Below are 14433 nucleotides of genomic sequence, written 5' to 3' on the forward strand. Positions count from 1 at the left end.
TCAGTCCACCAGTCCGGTCATGACACCCACGGGCAGGGCGATGAATCCGGCCGTGAGCAGCAGCGCGAGGGTGTTGGCGGTGGCCTTCAGGGCGCGGTCGCGGGTGCGGCTGCCGACGCCGAGGGTCTGGGCGGCGCTCCAGAAGCCGTGCCGGATGTGCAGGCCGAGGGCGAGCATCGCGGTGATGTAGATGACGTTGCCGTACCAGGTGGAGAAGGTGTCCACGACGTTCTGGTAGGGCTTGCCGTGCTCGAAGCCGCCGGTGTGCACGGTGCCGGTGGTCAGGTCCAGGACGTGCCAGACGATGAACAGCCCGAGGATGACGCCGCCCCAGCGCATGGTGCGGGTGGCGTAGGAGGCGCGGGGCCGGGAGTGCACGTACTTGCTGGGGCGTGCCTTGAGGTCGCGGCGGCTGAGCTGGTAGGCGGAGACGGCGTGCGCGACGACGGCCACGACCAGCACCACCCGGATCAGCCAGAGCGCCCACTCGTAGTGCAGGAACGGCTCGCCCAGGGTGCGCAGCCAGTGCGCGTAGTGGTTGAAGTCGCCGGGGCCGAAGAAGATCTTCAGATTGCCGAACATGTGGACGACCAGGTACGACAGCATGATCAGTCCACTGACGGCCATCACCGTCTTCTTGCCGACGGAGCTGTCCCACATCGTGCGCGCCATGGACGGCCGTCGGTCCGTCCGCGTTGCCAGAGCCATGGTCCAAGACGCTAGGGCCGAAGGTCCCCATCGGTCCAAGACATGGAAGACCTTGATTCGATAGGCACAGGCTATGGACCGCCTATGCTGGGAGCGTGCAGTTCCACCAGCTCCAGTACTTCGTGGCGGTCGCCGAGACCCGGCACTTCACCCGGGCCGCCGACCTCGTCCACGTCGCCCAGCCCTCGCTGTCCCAGCAGATCAAGGCCCTGGAACGGGAACTGGGCGCCGACCTCTTCCAGCGGGCGCGCGGCAACATCACCCTCACCGACGCCGGGGAGGCCCTGCTGCCCTTGGCCCGGCGGATCCTCGCCGACGCGGACACGGCGCGGCACGAGGTGCAGGAGCTGGTACAGCTGCGCGGGGGGCGGGTACGGCTGGGCGCGACGCCCAGCCTGTGCACCGGTCTCCTCCCGGACGTGCTGCGCGCCTTCCACGACCGCTACCCCGGCATCCGGCTGCTGATCGAGGAGGGCGGCTCGCACGATCTCGTACGGGAGCTGGCGCGCGGCGCGCTCGACCTGGCGCTGGTGGTGCTGCCGCTGCCGACGCCGTCCCCGGCGCTGACCACGGTGGAGCTGCTGCGGGAGGACCTGGTGGTGGTGTCCTCGCCGGAGGCGCCACGGCCGGGGGGAGAGCGGCGGACGGTGCGGATCGCCGATCTGGAGAGCGCGCCCCTGGTGATGTTCCGGCACGGGTACGACCTGCGGGAGCTGACCGTGGCGGCGTGCCGGGCCGAGGGGTTCGAGCCGGACTTCGCGGTGGAGGGCGGCGAGATGGACGCGGTGCTGGGGTTCGTGCGGGCGGGGCTGGGCGTGGCGGTGGTGCCGCGGATGGTCGCCGCGCGGTCGGGGCGGGGGCTGCGGGTCACCCCGCTGGCGCGGCCGGGGCTGCATCGGACGATCGCGTTGGCGCACCGCAGTGATGTGGCGCCGCCGCGGGCCGCGCGGGAGCTTCAGCGGATGCTGTTGGAGCGGTGACGTGAGCCGGCCGCGGCCCCGGTAGCGCCGTTGTGGTTCCGCGCCGTCCGGGGCCGCGGGCCGTGGGGGTTGCTCGCGCCCACGCGGCGGAGCCGCACATCGATACAGCCCCGCGCCCCTTCGGGGCGCTGCACCTCAGCCCGTCGCATCCACCAGGGCCAGCTCGTGGAGGCGGTCCGGGGGGCCCGGGCGGGCGTAGTACCAGCCCTGGGCCGTGTCGCAGCCGAGTATGCGGAGCTGTTCGGCCTGGGCGCCGGTCTCCACGCCCTCGACCGTGACCGCGAGGTCCAGGCTGTGGGCGAGGGAGACGATGCCCTCGACGATCTTGAGGTCGACTGGGTCGGCCGGGAACTGCTGCATGGACTGGGTGAAGGAGCGGTCCAGCTTGAGGACGCTCACCGGGAGGCGGCGCAGGTTGGCCAGGTTGGAGTAGCCGGTGCCGAAGTCGTCCAGGGCGATGTCGACGCCCATCTCGGCCAGCCGCCTGAGCGGCTTCAGCAGGTCGTCGTCGGCACCGATCAGCGCGGACTCGGTGACCTCCAGACAGAGCGCGTCCGGGTCCACGCCCGCGGCCTGGAGGATCTCCACGGTGTCCTGCACCAGGCCGGGGTGGGTCAGCTGGCAGGGCGAGAGGTTGACGTTGATGCGCAGCGGGCCCGCGGTGGCCTCGTCGTGCCGCTCCCGCCATTCCCGGGCCTGCCGCACCGACTGCTCCAGCACCCAGCGGCCCAGCGGAACGATCAGCCCGGTGTGCTCGGCGAGCGGGATGAACCGGTCGGGCCCGAGCACCCCGTGCTGCGGGTGCAGCCAGCGCACCAGGGCCTCGGCGCCGCGCACACTGCCGTCGTCGAGGTTGACCAGCGGCTGGTACTCGATGAAGAACTCGCCCCGGTCCAGCGCGGTCGGCAGGGCGGTGGTCAGGCCGTGCCGGGTGATGGCGCGGGCGTCGGCCTCCGGGTCGGCCAGCTCGAAGCGGTTGCCGCCCGCCGACTTGGCCCGGTACATGGTGATGTCGGCGCTGCGCAGCACCTCGGCGGGGCTGCGCTGGCCGCCCGCCGGTCCCTCGACGATGCCGATGCTGCCGCGCACGGTCAGCTCCCGGCCGTCGATGCGGACCGGGGCGAGCAGCGCGTTCATGATCCGCGCGGCGAGTTCGTCGACCTCGCGGCTGGCGTCGGGGCCGCAGGTCAGCGCCACGAACTCGTCGCCGCCGAGCCGGGCGACCATCTCGCCGGGCGCGGTCGCGCAGGCCTGGAGCCGGTCGGCGACCTCGACGAGCAGGCGGTCACCGGCCGCGTGGCCGAGGCTGTCGTTGATGGTCTTGAAGCCGTCCAGGTCGAGGTAGCAGAGCCCGAAGCGCTGGTCGTCGCCCGCGCTCAGCGCCTTCTCCAGGCGCTCGAAGAACAGGGTGCGGTTGGGCAGCCCGGTGAGGGCGTCATGGGTGGCCTCGTAGCGCAGCCGCAGGTTGAGCAGCCGCCGCTCGGTGGTGTCCTCCATCATGGCGAGCTGGTACTGCGGGTTGCCGTCGGCGTCGCGCAGCAGGGAGACGGTGAGGTTGGTCCACAGCACCGTGCCGTCGGGGCGGTAGAACGCCTTCTCCACGTGGTAGTGCTCGCGCTCGCCGCGCACCAGTTCCTCGTAGAGCCGCCACACCTGGGGCGCGTCCTCGGCGTGCGTCCACTCCTGGACGTTGCGGGCGCGCATGCCCTGCTCGGAACCGCCGAACATACGCAGCAGGGCGTCGTTGACCTCCAGGATGGTGCCGTTCAGGTCGGCGATGCCGATCCCTATGGCGGCGCCCTCGAACAGCGCCCGGAAGCGGGCCTCGCTGGCGTGCAGGGCCTGCGCCACCACGCCCTGCGCCTGCAACGCGGCCTGGGCGATGGCCTCCTGCTCGGCCAGCGTCCGCTCCCGCAGCGCCTGGGCGAACCCGGCGGCCATCGCGTGCTGGAGGCGGGAGGAGCGGGCGCGCAGGTCCTCGTGCGGGTCGTCGCCGCCGCAGTAGAGCACCAGATAGGCCTCGACGCAGTCCAGCGTGCGGCTGAGTGCCTCCGGGTCGGTGCAGTGCGCCGATACCAGGGCGGCTCCGACCGCCCGGCCCTCCTCCGCGTGGAACGTCCGCTCGCGCAGGGCATCGCTCAACCGCTGTGCCAGCGGCAGCAGTTGCCGCTCGAACTCCGGGCGGGTCAGCGACGTCGAGGTCACCGGGAACACGGCCCGGCTCCAGATCGTCGCGAACCGGCGCAGTCTGTCCTCAGGCCCGTCCGGCTCCGCGCTCACGCCGTACGCCCCACGCCCGCGAAACCGGAGAAGGCGTACGGATCCTCGTCCTCCGGTGCGGTGTCCGGCCGCCAGCGCGGCATCGGCACGAGTCCGGGTTCCACCATGTCGTACCCCTCGAAGAACCGTGCGATCTCGTCGCGCGAGCGCATGATCAGCGGGTTGCGAATGTCCTTGTATACGCCCACCGTGCCCTCGAAGCGCTCCGCCGGAAGCGGGATTCCCTCGTACGAGGCATGCGTGAGGATCAGCAGGCTGCCGGGCGCGAGCGCGTCGCGCAGTTCGGCCACCGCCCCGTACGGGTCGTCCGTGTCTTCCACGAAGTGCAGTATGGCAACGAGAAGCAGCGCCACTGGCCGGTTCAGGTCGATCAGTCGGGTCAGTTGGGGGCTCGACAGGATCTCCTGGGGCTTCAGGAGGTCGGCGGCGATCACGTCCGCGTGGTCGTTCCCCTCGAGAACGGCCTGGCTGTGCGCGACGGCGACCGGGTCGTGGTCGACGTAGACGACGTGGGCGCCGGGGCTGGCGGCCCCCGCCACCTCGTGGACGTTGCCGAAGGTCGGGATGCCGGAGCCGATGTCCAGGAACTGGGTGATGCCCTCGGCGGCGGCGTACCGGACCGCGCGGCGCATGAACGCCCGGTTGGCCTGCATGATCTTGGGCAGTCCCGGCATGAAGTCCATCGCTCTGCGGGCCGCCTGCCGGTCGACCTCGAAGTTGTGCGAACCGCCCAGGTAGTAGTCGTAGATCCGCGCCACGCTCGGCACCGAGATGTCGATGCTTCGCGGGGCCCAGGCGGGACGCTCCATCAATCTCTCCAAGGCGTAGGCGATCCGGTGTTCGAGCAGAGGCTACTGATCGCCCGCCAATGGAGCGAGCAGAAACGGAAATTGACCATCCGTTCCCGGTCACTGCCTGCGGCACGTGCCAATTCGGTTACGGGCGGCGAGCACGCGACGCACAGCGGTCCGCCCCTCCGCGGCGGTGGCGGAGGGGCGGACGGGGCGTGCGTGGTCCGGCCTACTTGTCGGGGAGGCCGACCGGCTTCCCGTCGGGCGCCACGGCGTACCAGGTGCCGCCCACGCCCTGACCGTTGGTGTCGCCGGGGGCCTCGTCACCGGCGAAGGTGTAGATCGGCACGCAGTCGATGCTCTGCTGCTTGATGCCGTCCGGCCGGTCGAAGACCACGTAGCCGCGGTTCGGGGTGGAGCCCTGGAGGTCGATGCCCTTGGTGTCCTCGGCGGGCACCGGGGCGACCACCGGCCACTTCTCCAGGCACTCGCCGGTGCACGCGGTGGACATCGGCCACTGGGTGTCCTTCATGAAGCGGTAGACCGTCATGCCGTTCTTGTCGACGACGATCTCGCCCAGCTTCGGGTCCTCGCGGGTCGAGAGGCCGGGCAGATCGGCGAGCTGCGCCTTCTTGCCGTCGGGGGCGAGCGCGTACCAGGTGCCCTTGACGCCCTGTCCCTTGGTGTCACCGGGGTTGACGTCCTTGGCGAAGCGGTACGCGGGCCAGCCGCCGACGGTCAGCTGCTTGGTGCCGTCGGACCGGGTGACCTCGCCCAGCATCGCCTCGTCGATGCCCGCACCGGCCGTCACGTCGTCCGCGGGCACCGGCGGCCAGGCGGTCGCGCAGTCGCCGTCGCAGTTGGACTTCGGCGGCTTGGCGGTGTCCTCGTCGAAGCGGTACAGGGTGCGGCCCGCGCTGTCCGTCACCAGCTCGCCCAGTTCCGCGTTGGCGGACACCGCCAGCTTGCCCGCGGGCGCCGCCTCGGCACCGGCGGCACCCTGTTCGGCGGTGCCGTCGCCGTAGCCCGAGCCGATGCCCGCGCCGTCGGCGCCGGGGGCCGTGCTGGCCGTGGCCGCCGCGCCCACGTTCTGGGCGCCGGGCTGGGTGGTGCCGTTCTCCTGACCGCACGCCGTCGTCAGCGCCAGTACGGCCACGGCGCTCGCCACGAGCGAGGCGCTCCGCCAGGACGTCTTCATCGTCAACTCCCCGAATCGTCAACATGGGTGTCGCAGCGCCCGCTGCGCCGCCGCACGGCATGGGGTACGCACGGGGACACGGGTTGTGTTCAACCCCGGCCCGGTTTTCTTTCCGGTTCCTGTGCCGCCGTACGGATGTGCGCATCCACGGACGGACGAACGTCCCCCGGCCACACCGCCGTTCACCTCCGTGTCCCTCCTTGTCCCTCCTTCGGGGCAATCCGGCGGCGGCCGGGCGTGGCGTGCCGGGCGGGGGCCCAGGATCTTCGTCGTGCATGGACCCGAACCGTCCCTCCGCCCCTTCGCCGTCCGGGGGTTGGCCCTGGTGACCCTCACCTGGCTGCTCGTCGGCGCGCCGGCCGGTGTCGCGGTGGCCGACGCGTGCGCGTACGCCTCGACCGGGCCGGGCGGCACGGACGCGGTGGCGATCGCCGGGAACGGCAGCCTGACCTGGCCGACCATCCCGCCGTGCCCACCGCCCACACCGACTCCACCGCCCACACCGACGCCGACTCCCGCGCCGACGCCGAGCCCGACGCCGAAGCCGCCACCACCTCCTCCGCCGCCCCCTAAGCCCACGCCCACACCTACGCCCACGCCGACCCCAGAGCCGCCGAAGCCGCCGGCGGCGGCACCGCGGCCCGCTCCCCCGCCGCCGCGGGCGCCCAGCCCGACACCGGCGCCCACGCCGAGTCCTGCGTCCACGCCCGCGCCGACCCCGACTCCATCCCCGGCGCCCAGCCCCCGGCCGTCCGCCGCACCCGTGACCTATCCGGAATACCGCGCCAAACCCCCGAAGCCGGTCGTGCACAAGGGCACCTCACCGCTCACCTTCGTGCTGCTGATCACCCTGCCCGCGGTCATCGCCGTGGCAGCGCTCCGGCCGCGCTGATGCCGCCGGTCCACCGATCCACCGCCCCCTCTGGAGGAACCCCTTGCCGGAATGGCTTGTTCTCACCCTCGCCATGGTGGCCGCCTGTGCCCTCGTGGTCGCCATCACGCTGCTGCGCCACCGCAGGGCGGACGACGACGAGGACCCCAGCGAGACCCCGGACGTCATCGAGTACATGACCATGTGGATCGGCGTGGTGTACGCCATCGTCCTGGGTCTGGCCATCGCCGGGGTCTGGGAGGCGCGCGGTATGGCGCAGGACCACGTCCGGGCCGAGGCGCAGGCGCTGCACGAGATCTCGGAGCGGGTACGGGTGTATCCCGCCGCCGTCCGTGACCGTATTCGGGCGGATGTCAACGCCTATGTCGGACACGTCGTCGACACCGAGTGGAAGGTGATGGCCGACGGCGGCGGGGTCACCAAGCGCGGGGACGAGCTGATGAAGGACATCCGCGTCGCCGTCACCGACTACGAACCGGCCGACGACTTCGAGGCCCAGGCCTACCAGCCGCTGGTCGACCAGGCCGCCGCGGCGGACCAGGCCCGCGCCGCCCGGGCCGACTCCACCGAGCCGACCATGCCGGGGGTGGTGTGGTTCGGCCTGATCGTCGGCGCCGTCGTCACCATCGGCATGATCCTCGCCCTCCAGATCCGCCGCACCCCACGCGAACTCATCCTCGCCGGGGTGTTCTCCGCCCTCATCGCCTTCCTCCTGTTCCTCATCTGGGACTTCGACGCGCCCTACAGCCGGGGCCTGGCCGCGACGGCGGAACCGTTCAGGACCCTGTTCCCGACGGCCGGAGACTGAGCGGCCCCCGACGGGCCGGGGCACCCCCGTCCCGAACCGGACCGCCACCGCGCCTGCCTCCCCTCTCACCGGGAGGCAGGTTGCCGACCCCCGACGTACCCCGGCCCCGACGCGCACACCACCCGTCAAGGCCCCACGCCCGGCGGCCACCCGGCTGGGAGACGGGCGGCGCTTTCCCCTGCCCGCGCCGCCGAGCCGCTCGCGCGCATGACCGGCCCCCAGCCCCGCCTCACCCACCACGCCGTACCATCCCCCGCCCGTGGGGGCCGGGTTCGCCCGACCGGCCCACACGATTGACCCGTTCGCGCGACTGAGATCGCGGCCCCCCTGCGGGCTTTCTAGCGTTTCGGGCATCGAGGTGCATTTCTGGCGCGAGCGGAACAGGTCCGCCGCTGCTCCTCGGGGACCGGAGGATTCACCATGCGCGGGATATGCGTCGCTTCGGCCGTGGTGCTGGGTGTCAGTGCGCTCAGTTCCTGTGCGCCGCACGCCGTCGCCCGGGCCGACGACATCACCCCGTTCGGCTTCAGCGTCATGCCCTCGACCATCGCGGCCGGTGGGCAGGTCTCCCTGCGGGTGGACCGGACCGGCGGCGGGTGCCGGGGCGCGGCCACCGTGACGTCGGGTGTGTTCGACACCGTGGCCATCCGGCCGGGCCAGTCCTCGGCCACCGCGGTCGTCGACCGGGACGCCCGGGCGGGCGCGACGTACCGGGTGACGTTCACCTGTGACGGGGCGAGCGGGTCGACGGACCTCACCATCGCCGCGGCACACCCCAGTCACCACCCCACCCACCAGCCCACCCGTCAGCCCGAGCACCGGCCGGAGCACCGGGCCGACCACCGGTCCACTCCGGAGCACGTCGTGCCGCAGAAGGGTGTGCACGCCGGTGAGGGCGGCACCCTCGGCGGGTTCGACCTCAAGGACATCGGCCTCGGCCTCGCGCTCGTCACCGGCTCGGTGGGCGCGGCGTACCACCTCTCCCGCCGACGCGGCGGCGAGGAGGACGGCGCCTGAGGACTTCCCGACGCACTCCCGGGGCGCGACGCCCTCCGCCCCGGTACCTCCGTCATCGTCGTCGGAGGTGCCGGGGCGGAGGGTTTCACGTGCGGGGGAGGAACCGTGCGCGCGGTCAGGCCCGCCGCTCGGCCCGCCGGCGCATCCAGAACACGCCGCCGCCGATGACCGCGGCCGCGACCAGGCCGCCGCCGATCGCCATGTCGGTCGGCGTCGCACCGCTGGTGCTGCTGCCGCCGATGCCGCCCCGGACACCGCCGATGACGGTGAAGGCCGCCGGGCGCGTCAGGGTGCGGCCGGAGCAGTTGACGGTGATGTCGTAGGGGCCGGGCCGGGCGTTGCTGTGGATGGTGGCGGTGCCCTTGGCGGTCTCGTTGGCACCGTGGATGGGCGTCAGGTTGGTCGTCGGGAACGCCCCGGACGACATGGTGCCGCCGTTGCGGCAGCCGTCGACGGTGACCGTCAGCTGGCCGCCGCGGGCGATGACGCTGGGCAGGGCGACGATGTTGCTGGGGGTGTCCCAGGCGACGGCGGCGGGGGCGGCGACCCCCAGCGCGGCGACCGCGGCGGCGGAGACCGCGAGGGCACGTGTTCTACGCATGTGATCCTCCGCGGAAGACGCCCCGGGGCCCGTCCCCGGTCGGATCGGCGAGAAAGCGCCTCCCGACCACGACCCTCGGACGCGCCGCACGCGCCCGCATTTCGGGAATGGTCCGTCCTGGTGAGGCAACACGCCGACGGATATTCGCACAATCGGATATTGCCGCAGGTCACGCGCCGTCAGAAATTTCCTGCGGGCGGCAACTCGGATGGCGCACCCCGCCCCGTGGAGCACCACCCGTTCGTCTCTGTCCCGTCGCCGGTCGCGCGCGTGCCGTTTAGCGTTCTCCTATGCGCGGAATGACGTGGCGACGGCCGCGTCGAGAGGGGATGGCGAATGTCTGTTTCCGAGCTGGCCGAGGAGGAGGAGCGGCGGAGGAAGCGCGCCCCGTGGGGTGTGATAGCGCTTGTTCTGCTGACCGGTCTCGCGCTCATTCGGAATGGTTCGGGAGAGTTCGACGTGGGCCCGCCGCAGCCCGCCACCGCGGCGGCCGCCGACGCGGACGACCGCCGTTCCTACGACACTCTCCCGGCGGCCCTCCAGCCGCTGCCGTACGCCGTTCCCGACCGGGTCAGCATCCCGTCGATCCAGGTGGACGCGCCGATCATGCCGGTGGGGCTGGACGCGGCGGGCTGGGTGGACGCGCCACCGCCGGAGGACCCCAATCTGGCGGGCTGGTTCACCGGTGCCGTCTCCCCGGGTGAGAAAGGCACCGCGGTCGTCGTCGGCCATGTCGACAACAAGCAGGGTCCCGCGGTCTTCTACGGTCTCGGCGCCCTGAAGAAGGGCAGTCATGTCGAGGTCTCCCGGCAGGACGGCAAGACGGCCGTCTTCGAGATCTACGGCATCGAGGTCTTCGAGAAGAACAATTTCCCCGGCGACCGGGTCTACGGTTCCAAGGGCGCCGCTGAATTGCGGGTCATCACCTGCGGCGGCGGTTTTTCCCAGCAGAACGGCTACGACGGGAATGTCGTCGTCTTCGCCCGCCTGACCGAGATCCGCTGAACGCGCCCCGGCCGGGCGGGCGGCCGGTTCCGGTCAGAGGCGTGCGCGCCGGGGCACGGTGATGCGGTAGCCGTCGTCCAGCAGGTCCGGCAGATAGTCGCGCAGGGCCCGGACGCTCTGGCTGCGGTCGCCCCCGGCGTCGTGCGAGAGCACCACGACGCCGGGGGCGGCGCCGTCCTCGACGCGGGAGGCGATGGTACGGGCGCCCGGGCTGGTCCAGTCGAGGGTGTCGACGGTCCAGGCGAGGGGTTCCATGCCGAGTTCGGAGCCGAGTTGGAAGGCGGCGCGGTTCCAGGCGCCGTAGGGGGCGCGGAACCACTCGGGGCGTTCGCCCCAGCGCTTCTCGACGATGTCGCAGGTGCGTTCCATCTCGGCGCGGATCGCGGAGCGCCGCAGCCGGGTGAGGAGCGGGTGGGACCAGGTGTGGTTGCCGACGACGTGTCCCTCGTCGGCCATCCGGGCGAGCAGGTCCGGGCTCCGGGACACCATCTCCCCGCAGACGAAGAACATCGCGCGGACGTCGTACTCGGCGAGGGTGTCCAGGATGGCGGGGGTGTAGCGGGGGTCGGGGCCGTCGTCGAAGGTCAGCACCATGGTGCGGCCGAGTCCGGAGACCTTCAGCAGGGGTGCCCGGCGGACCGGCGGCAGCCGGGGCGCGGTACGGGGCGGGCCGTAGCCGGTCAGGGGCTGGAGTCGGTAGGCGGAGGGTTTCAGCGGGTGGCGCGCCGGGGGCCCGGCGGCGGGGGCGGCGGATCGGACCGCCTCGTCCTCGGTGCCGAGGCCGAAGGCCGCGGCGATCCCGGCGCCGCCCACGGCGGCGGCTCCGGCGGCCAGCAACCGGCGGCGCGTGAGCAACTGATCCTTCTTCATGACTCATCCCTCGCCCCACCGGCCGCCGCGGCACCGCACCCCCACCGGCACGGCGGCACGATTCCACCCGCCCGGCGCAGCACCCGAGCCGCCGCTCGGGGCGCCGACCGGCCCGGCTGACGGGTGCCGGGGTCGGATAGCCTCGGGGCGTGACGGAACAGCACGCACAGCGGTTCGAGCGGGGCACGGACGGGCCGAAGGTCATCGTGGTCGGCGTGGACGGGTCCGACTCGTCGCTGCGGGCGGCGGCGTACGCCGGCGGGCTGGCGCGGCGGCAGGGGGCGCTGCTCGCCATGGTCTACGTCCAGCCGGTGCTCGCGGGGGGCGCGGCGTTCGGGGCGCCCGTGGCGGAGACCACCGACGCGATCGCGGAGGACCTGGTCGCGCAGATCCGGGAGGCGACCGAGCGGGTGAAGGGGATATTCGACGTCCGCTGGGAGTTCCACACGTTCCGCGGTGATCCGTACAACGGGCTGGTGCAGGCCGCCGACGACCTCAAGGCGGACGCGGTGGTGGTGGGCGCCTCCGAGCAGGCCGGGCACCGGATCGTCGGGTCGGTGGCGGTCCGGCTGGTGAAGGCGGGGCGGTGGCCGGTGACGGTGGTGCCGTAGCGGTGCCCGGCGCACCGGCCCTTGCTCACTCCCCCATCACGAGGCCGTCCTGGGCCGCGCCCCTGCTGAGGACCACGTCGCGGATGCGGTCGCGCACGGCGCGCACGTCGGCGCCCTGGGTGAGGGCGGTGTTGAGGTTCACCACGCGTCCGGCGTCGACGTCGAACAGCTGGGGGATGAATTCGGCCTTGGTGACCTGCCAGCGTCCGCCGGGGCGCGCGGGCGGGGCGAAGGTGAAGCGGCCGACGGTGGACTGGTTGCCGCGCGGGTCGACGGCGCCCTGGTGGTTGACCATCTCTCCGGCGATCTGGTCGCCCATGCCGTAGATCACCCAGGTGCCGTTGACCTTCTCGTAGGCCTGCGGGACGTGGGCGTGGGTGCCGAGGACGAGGTCGATGTCGGGGCGTTCGCCGGTGGTGGCGGCGGTGAGCCGGTCGGCGAGGGTGAGCTGCTGCTGGTCGGGGGCGTCCTGCCACTCGGTGCCCCAGTGCACGGAGACGACGACCACGTCGGCCCCGGCCGCGCGGGCGGCCCGCGCGTCGGCGACGATCCGCTCCTCGCCGAGCAGGTTGACGGCCCAGGGCTGTCCGGCGGGCAGCGGGATGCCGTTGGTGCCGTAGGTATAGGCGAGGTGGGCGACCTGGGCGGTCCCGGCGCGCAGCAGGGTGACGCCCTCGGCCTCGGCCTCGGTGCGGGCCGATCCCGCGTGCCGTACGCCCGCCCGGTCGAGGGCGTCCAGGGTGCGGCGGATGCCGTCGGCGCCGTCGTCGAGGGTGTGGTTGGAGGCGGTGGAGCAGCCGTCGTAGCCGGTCTCGGAGAGGGCGCGGGCGATCTCGGGCGGGGACTTGAAGACGGGGTAGCCGCTGTAGCGGCCGTTCTCGCCGTAGACGGTCTCCATGTGGCACAACGCCAGGTCGGCGCGGGCGACGACGGGTTCGATGCCCTCGAGCATGGGACGGAAGTCGTGTCCCTGGCCGCCCGCGTCGAAGCGCGCCCGGTCGATGATCGAACTGTGCGGGAGGACGTCACCGGAGGCGACCAGGGTGAAGCCGCCCTGGCGGGCGGTGGTGGGGGCGGGGTGTCCGGGGCGGTCGGGGGTCTCGTGGCGTCCGGCCTGGCAGGCGGCGGCCGCGGCGAGCACGGCGGTGAGGGCGAGGGCCACCTGGTGTCTGCGTGCGATCATCCGTTCACCCCGGAGCGACAGAGCCATCAGTAGGATTTACCTACAAATAGGTACGAAGGCGGATGAGTACGCAAACAACCCCGGCACCCCCATTAGCCCGTCCGGTCTCCTCCCGCCGGACGCCCGGACCGTTCGTCGAACCGTTCGTCGACGCGATCGACCGTCCGTCGCAGATCCGCGTCCGCCGTCTGTCCCGGCGCCACGCCCTGCGATGCCATACGGCCATGACGGCCGGAACCACACTCACCGACGTGACGACGACCGCCGAGCACGAGCTCGCCGCACTCCAGCGGGAGCACGGCCGGCCCCTGTTCGCACTGCTCCTGCGGCTCTGCGACGGCGACCGGCAGCGCGCCGAGGACCTGGTGCAGGAGACCCTGGTGCGCGCCTGGCAGCATCCCGAGGCACTGCGCGCCGACGCCTTCGACTCCGTACGGCCCTGGCTGCTCACCGTGGGCAGGCGGCTCGCCATCGACGCGCGCCGGGCCCGGCAGGCCCGTCCGCCCGAGGTCGGCGACGCGGTGCTGGAGAACGCGCGGGTCTGCGCCGATCACGCCGAACGGTCGGCCGCGGCCGTCGACGTACGGGAGGCTGTGAAGACACTCACTCCGGAGCACCGTGACGTCCTGGTGCTCGTGTACTTCCACGGGGCGACTGTGGCGGAAGCGGCGGCGACCCTCGGGATCCCGCCCGGTACCGTGAAGTCCCGCGCGTACTACGCGCTGCGCGCCCTGCGCCGGGTTCTTCCGGGATACGCCGCCGACCTGCGGTGAAACCGAGCGCTGGGTCAAACCTCCGTAAAGCGCCTTGCTGCGGACCCCGGTTCGGTAATCGGCTGTCCTCTATCCGTGTTCCGCAGCGGGACTCGGGGGTCGGGCGACGCGCGCAGGCACCGGAGGAAGGCAGGAAGGGATGCAGGACAGAGGTCATCACAGTACGGACGGCACAGACGGCGGCGAACTGACCGTCCCCATGGCCTGGTTGTACGCCGAGTACATCGCCGAGGAACTGCTGCGGACCGGCGATCTGATGCCGCCGACGTCGTTCGAGTTCCGCGCCGGGCGCGACGCCCTGGCGCTGACGATCTTCCTCTCCGACACCAGCGGTGAGCTGTCCGGCATCCGGGTCGTCTCCCAGCTGGAGACCTGGCTGTCGCTGACGGCGTACGACCAGCCGTGGCAGGACTGGGTGGACGAGCGGCTGGCCCAGCTCATCGCCGAGACGGCCGCCTCCGGCGCCCCCGCACCGGACCTGGACCTGGCCCGCGCGGCCTGGCGCTGGCTGGAGGAGACCGAGCTGCTGGCCCCGGACCTGAACGCGGTGCCGGGCGGCGCGGCACCGGCGTCCGAGGACGACGGCCCCAAGGTCTGGACCCCGGCGTGGCAACTCGGCCTGCCCCTGGGCCATCTCGCCATCCACCTGTTCTGAACCGGCGGGGTCCGGGACGGAGGTTTTTTCGCCGAATCCGAACGGGGACCAATCCGCGGCC

The 14433-nt window shown here is 72.5% G+C and carries 16 protein-coding genes; 9 read left to right on the plus strand and 7 right to left on the minus strand.

The annotated features are described in order from the left end of the window. Entirely contained in the window at positions 1 to 672 is a 672-nt protein-coding gene (locus KBY47_RS04995; protein WP_210919704.1) for a succinate dehydrogenase, read from the minus strand. Positions 673 to 803: 131 nt separating this feature from the next. Between KBY47_RS04995 and KBY47_RS05000 the strand changes: the two genes are divergently transcribed. Then, positions 804 to 1688: a LysR family transcriptional regulator gene (locus KBY47_RS05000; RefSeq protein ID WP_210919658.1), complete on the plus strand. Its 885-nt coding sequence runs from the start codon at positions 804 to 806 to the stop codon at positions 1686 to 1688. Positions 1689 to 1823: 135 nt separating this feature from the next. On the opposite strand, the gene KBY47_RS05005 is transcribed toward KBY47_RS05000, so the two are convergent. The 3 genes from KBY47_RS05005 to KBY47_RS05015 form a co-directional block, all read right to left on the minus strand. Beyond that, the gene (locus KBY47_RS05005; RefSeq protein ID WP_210919659.1) at positions 1824 to 3968 is read right to left on the minus strand and encodes a bifunctional diguanylate cyclase/phosphodiesterase; all 2145 of its coding nucleotides are present in this window, start codon (positions 3966 to 3968) and stop codon (positions 1824 to 1826) included. Further along, positions 3965 to 4777, minus strand: a complete 813-nt coding sequence (locus KBY47_RS05010; protein ID WP_210919660.1) for an SAM-dependent methyltransferase — start codon at positions 4775 to 4777, stop codon at positions 3965 to 3967. Before KBY47_RS05010 ends, KBY47_RS05005 begins: the two co-directional genes overlap by 4 nt. 211 nt (positions 4778 to 4988) lie before the next feature. Next, the gene (locus KBY47_RS05015) at positions 4989 to 5957 is read right to left on the minus strand and encodes an SCO0930 family lipoprotein (RefSeq protein ID WP_210919661.1); all 969 of its coding nucleotides are present in this window, start codon (positions 5955 to 5957) and stop codon (positions 4989 to 4991) included. Between the two features lie 381 nt (positions 5958 to 6338). Here KBY47_RS05015 and KBY47_RS05020 point away from each other — a divergent pair, with 381 nt between their 5' ends. The 4 genes from KBY47_RS05020 to KBY47_RS05030 all read left to right on the plus strand — a co-directional run bounded on the left by KBY47_RS05020 (position 6339) and on the right by KBY47_RS05030 (position 8674). Then, the gene (locus KBY47_RS05020; protein ID WP_210919662.1) at positions 6339 to 6530 is read left to right on the plus strand and encodes a hypothetical protein; all 192 of its coding nucleotides are present in this window, start codon (positions 6339 to 6341) and stop codon (positions 6528 to 6530) included. 190 nt (positions 6531 to 6720) lie between these two features. Continuing rightward, entirely contained in the window at positions 6721 to 6849 is a 129-nt protein-coding gene (locus tag KBY47_RS36950) for a hypothetical protein (RefSeq protein WP_282108349.1), read from the plus strand. A 43-nt stretch (positions 6850 to 6892) separates the two neighbouring features. Beyond that, positions 6893 to 7657, plus strand: coding sequence for a DUF4239 domain-containing protein (locus KBY47_RS05025; protein ID WP_210919663.1), 765 nt, complete (start codon positions 6893 to 6895; stop codon positions 7655 to 7657). Positions 7658 to 8077: 420 nt separating this feature from the next. Beyond that, positions 8078 to 8674, plus strand: coding sequence for a hypothetical protein (locus KBY47_RS05030; protein ID WP_210919664.1), 597 nt, complete (start codon positions 8078 to 8080; stop codon positions 8672 to 8674). Between the two features lie 115 nt (positions 8675 to 8789). On the opposite strand, the gene KBY47_RS05035 is transcribed toward KBY47_RS05030, so the two are convergent. Beyond that, complete coding sequence (locus tag KBY47_RS05035) at positions 8790 to 9275, minus strand: hypothetical protein (protein ID WP_210919665.1); 486 nt, start codon at positions 9273 to 9275, stop codon at positions 8790 to 8792. A gap of 336 nt (positions 9276 to 9611) precedes the next feature. Here KBY47_RS05035 and KBY47_RS05040 point away from each other — a divergent pair, with 336 nt between their 5' ends. Beyond that, positions 9612 to 10280 (plus strand): class F sortase, encoded by a 669-nt coding sequence (locus KBY47_RS05040; RefSeq protein ID WP_210919666.1) that lies wholly within the window; start codon positions 9612 to 9614, stop codon positions 10278 to 10280. A gap of 33 nt (positions 10281 to 10313) precedes the next feature. On the opposite strand, the gene KBY47_RS05045 is transcribed toward KBY47_RS05040, so the two are convergent. After that, the gene (locus KBY47_RS05045) at positions 10314 to 11150 is read right to left on the minus strand and encodes a polysaccharide deacetylase family protein (protein WP_210919667.1); all 837 of its coding nucleotides are present in this window, start codon (positions 11148 to 11150) and stop codon (positions 10314 to 10316) included. 149 nt (positions 11151 to 11299) lie between these two features. On the opposite strand from KBY47_RS05045, the gene KBY47_RS05050 reads away from it, so the two are divergent. After that, the gene (locus KBY47_RS05050; protein ID WP_210919668.1) at positions 11300 to 11761 is read left to right on the plus strand and encodes a universal stress protein; all 462 of its coding nucleotides are present in this window, start codon (positions 11300 to 11302) and stop codon (positions 11759 to 11761) included. Positions 11762 to 11786: 25 nt separating this feature from the next. On the opposite strand, the gene KBY47_RS05055 is transcribed toward KBY47_RS05050, so the two are convergent. Continuing rightward, the gene (locus KBY47_RS05055) at positions 11787 to 12944 is read right to left on the minus strand and encodes a CapA family protein (protein WP_210919669.1); all 1158 of its coding nucleotides are present in this window, start codon (positions 12942 to 12944) and stop codon (positions 11787 to 11789) included. Positions 12945 to 13168: 224 nt separating this feature from the next. On the opposite strand from KBY47_RS05055, the gene KBY47_RS05060 reads away from it, so the two are divergent. Further along, positions 13169 to 13717, plus strand: coding sequence for a sigma-70 family RNA polymerase sigma factor (locus KBY47_RS05060; RefSeq protein ID WP_210919670.1), 549 nt, complete (start codon positions 13169 to 13171; stop codon positions 13715 to 13717). A 139-nt stretch (positions 13718 to 13856) separates the two neighbouring features. Further along, positions 13857 to 14372, plus strand: coding sequence for a hypothetical protein (locus KBY47_RS05065; RefSeq protein ID WP_210919671.1), 516 nt, complete (start codon positions 13857 to 13859; stop codon positions 14370 to 14372). Positions 14373 to 14433 lie beyond the last annotated feature (61 nt).

This window comes from Streptomyces sp. B93 (genome assembly GCF_018070565.1).
GTDB lineage: Bacteria > Actinomycetota > Actinomycetes > Streptomycetales > Streptomycetaceae > Streptomyces.

Coding starts and splice junctions, on each gene's coding strand:
- KBY47_RS05010 (WP_210919660.1), bottom strand. CDS start 4,777: ATGGAGCGTCCCGCCTGGGCCCCGCGAAGCATCGACATCTCGGTGCCG.
- KBY47_RS05065 (WP_210919671.1), top strand. CDS start 13,857: ATGCAGGACAGAGGTCATCACAGTACGGACGGCACAGACGGCGGCGAA.
- KBY47_RS04995 (WP_210919704.1), bottom strand. CDS start 672: ATGGCGCGCACGATGTGGGACAGCTCCGTCGGCAAGAAGACGGTGATG.
- KBY47_RS05035 (WP_210919665.1), bottom strand. CDS start 9,275: ATGCGTAGAACACGTGCCCTCGCGGTCTCCGCCGCCGCGGTCGCCGCG.
- KBY47_RS05040 (WP_210919666.1), top strand. CDS start 9,612: ATGTCTGTTTCCGAGCTGGCCGAGGAGGAGGAGCGGCGGAGGAAGCGC.
- KBY47_RS05060 (WP_210919670.1), top strand. CDS start 13,169: ATGACGGCCGGAACCACACTCACCGACGTGACGACGACCGCCGAGCAC.
- KBY47_RS05030 (WP_210919664.1), top strand. CDS start 8,078: ATGCGCGGGATATGCGTCGCTTCGGCCGTGGTGCTGGGTGTCAGTGCG.
- KBY47_RS05015 (WP_210919661.1), bottom strand. CDS start 5,957: ATGAAGACGTCCTGGCGGAGCGCCTCGCTCGTGGCGAGCGCCGTGGCC.
- KBY47_RS05055 (WP_210919669.1), bottom strand. CDS start 12,944: ATGATCGCACGCAGACACCAGGTGGCCCTCGCCCTCACCGCCGTGCTC.
- KBY47_RS05045 (WP_210919667.1), bottom strand. CDS start 11,150: ATGAAGAAGGATCAGTTGCTCACGCGCCGCCGGTTGCTGGCCGCCGGA.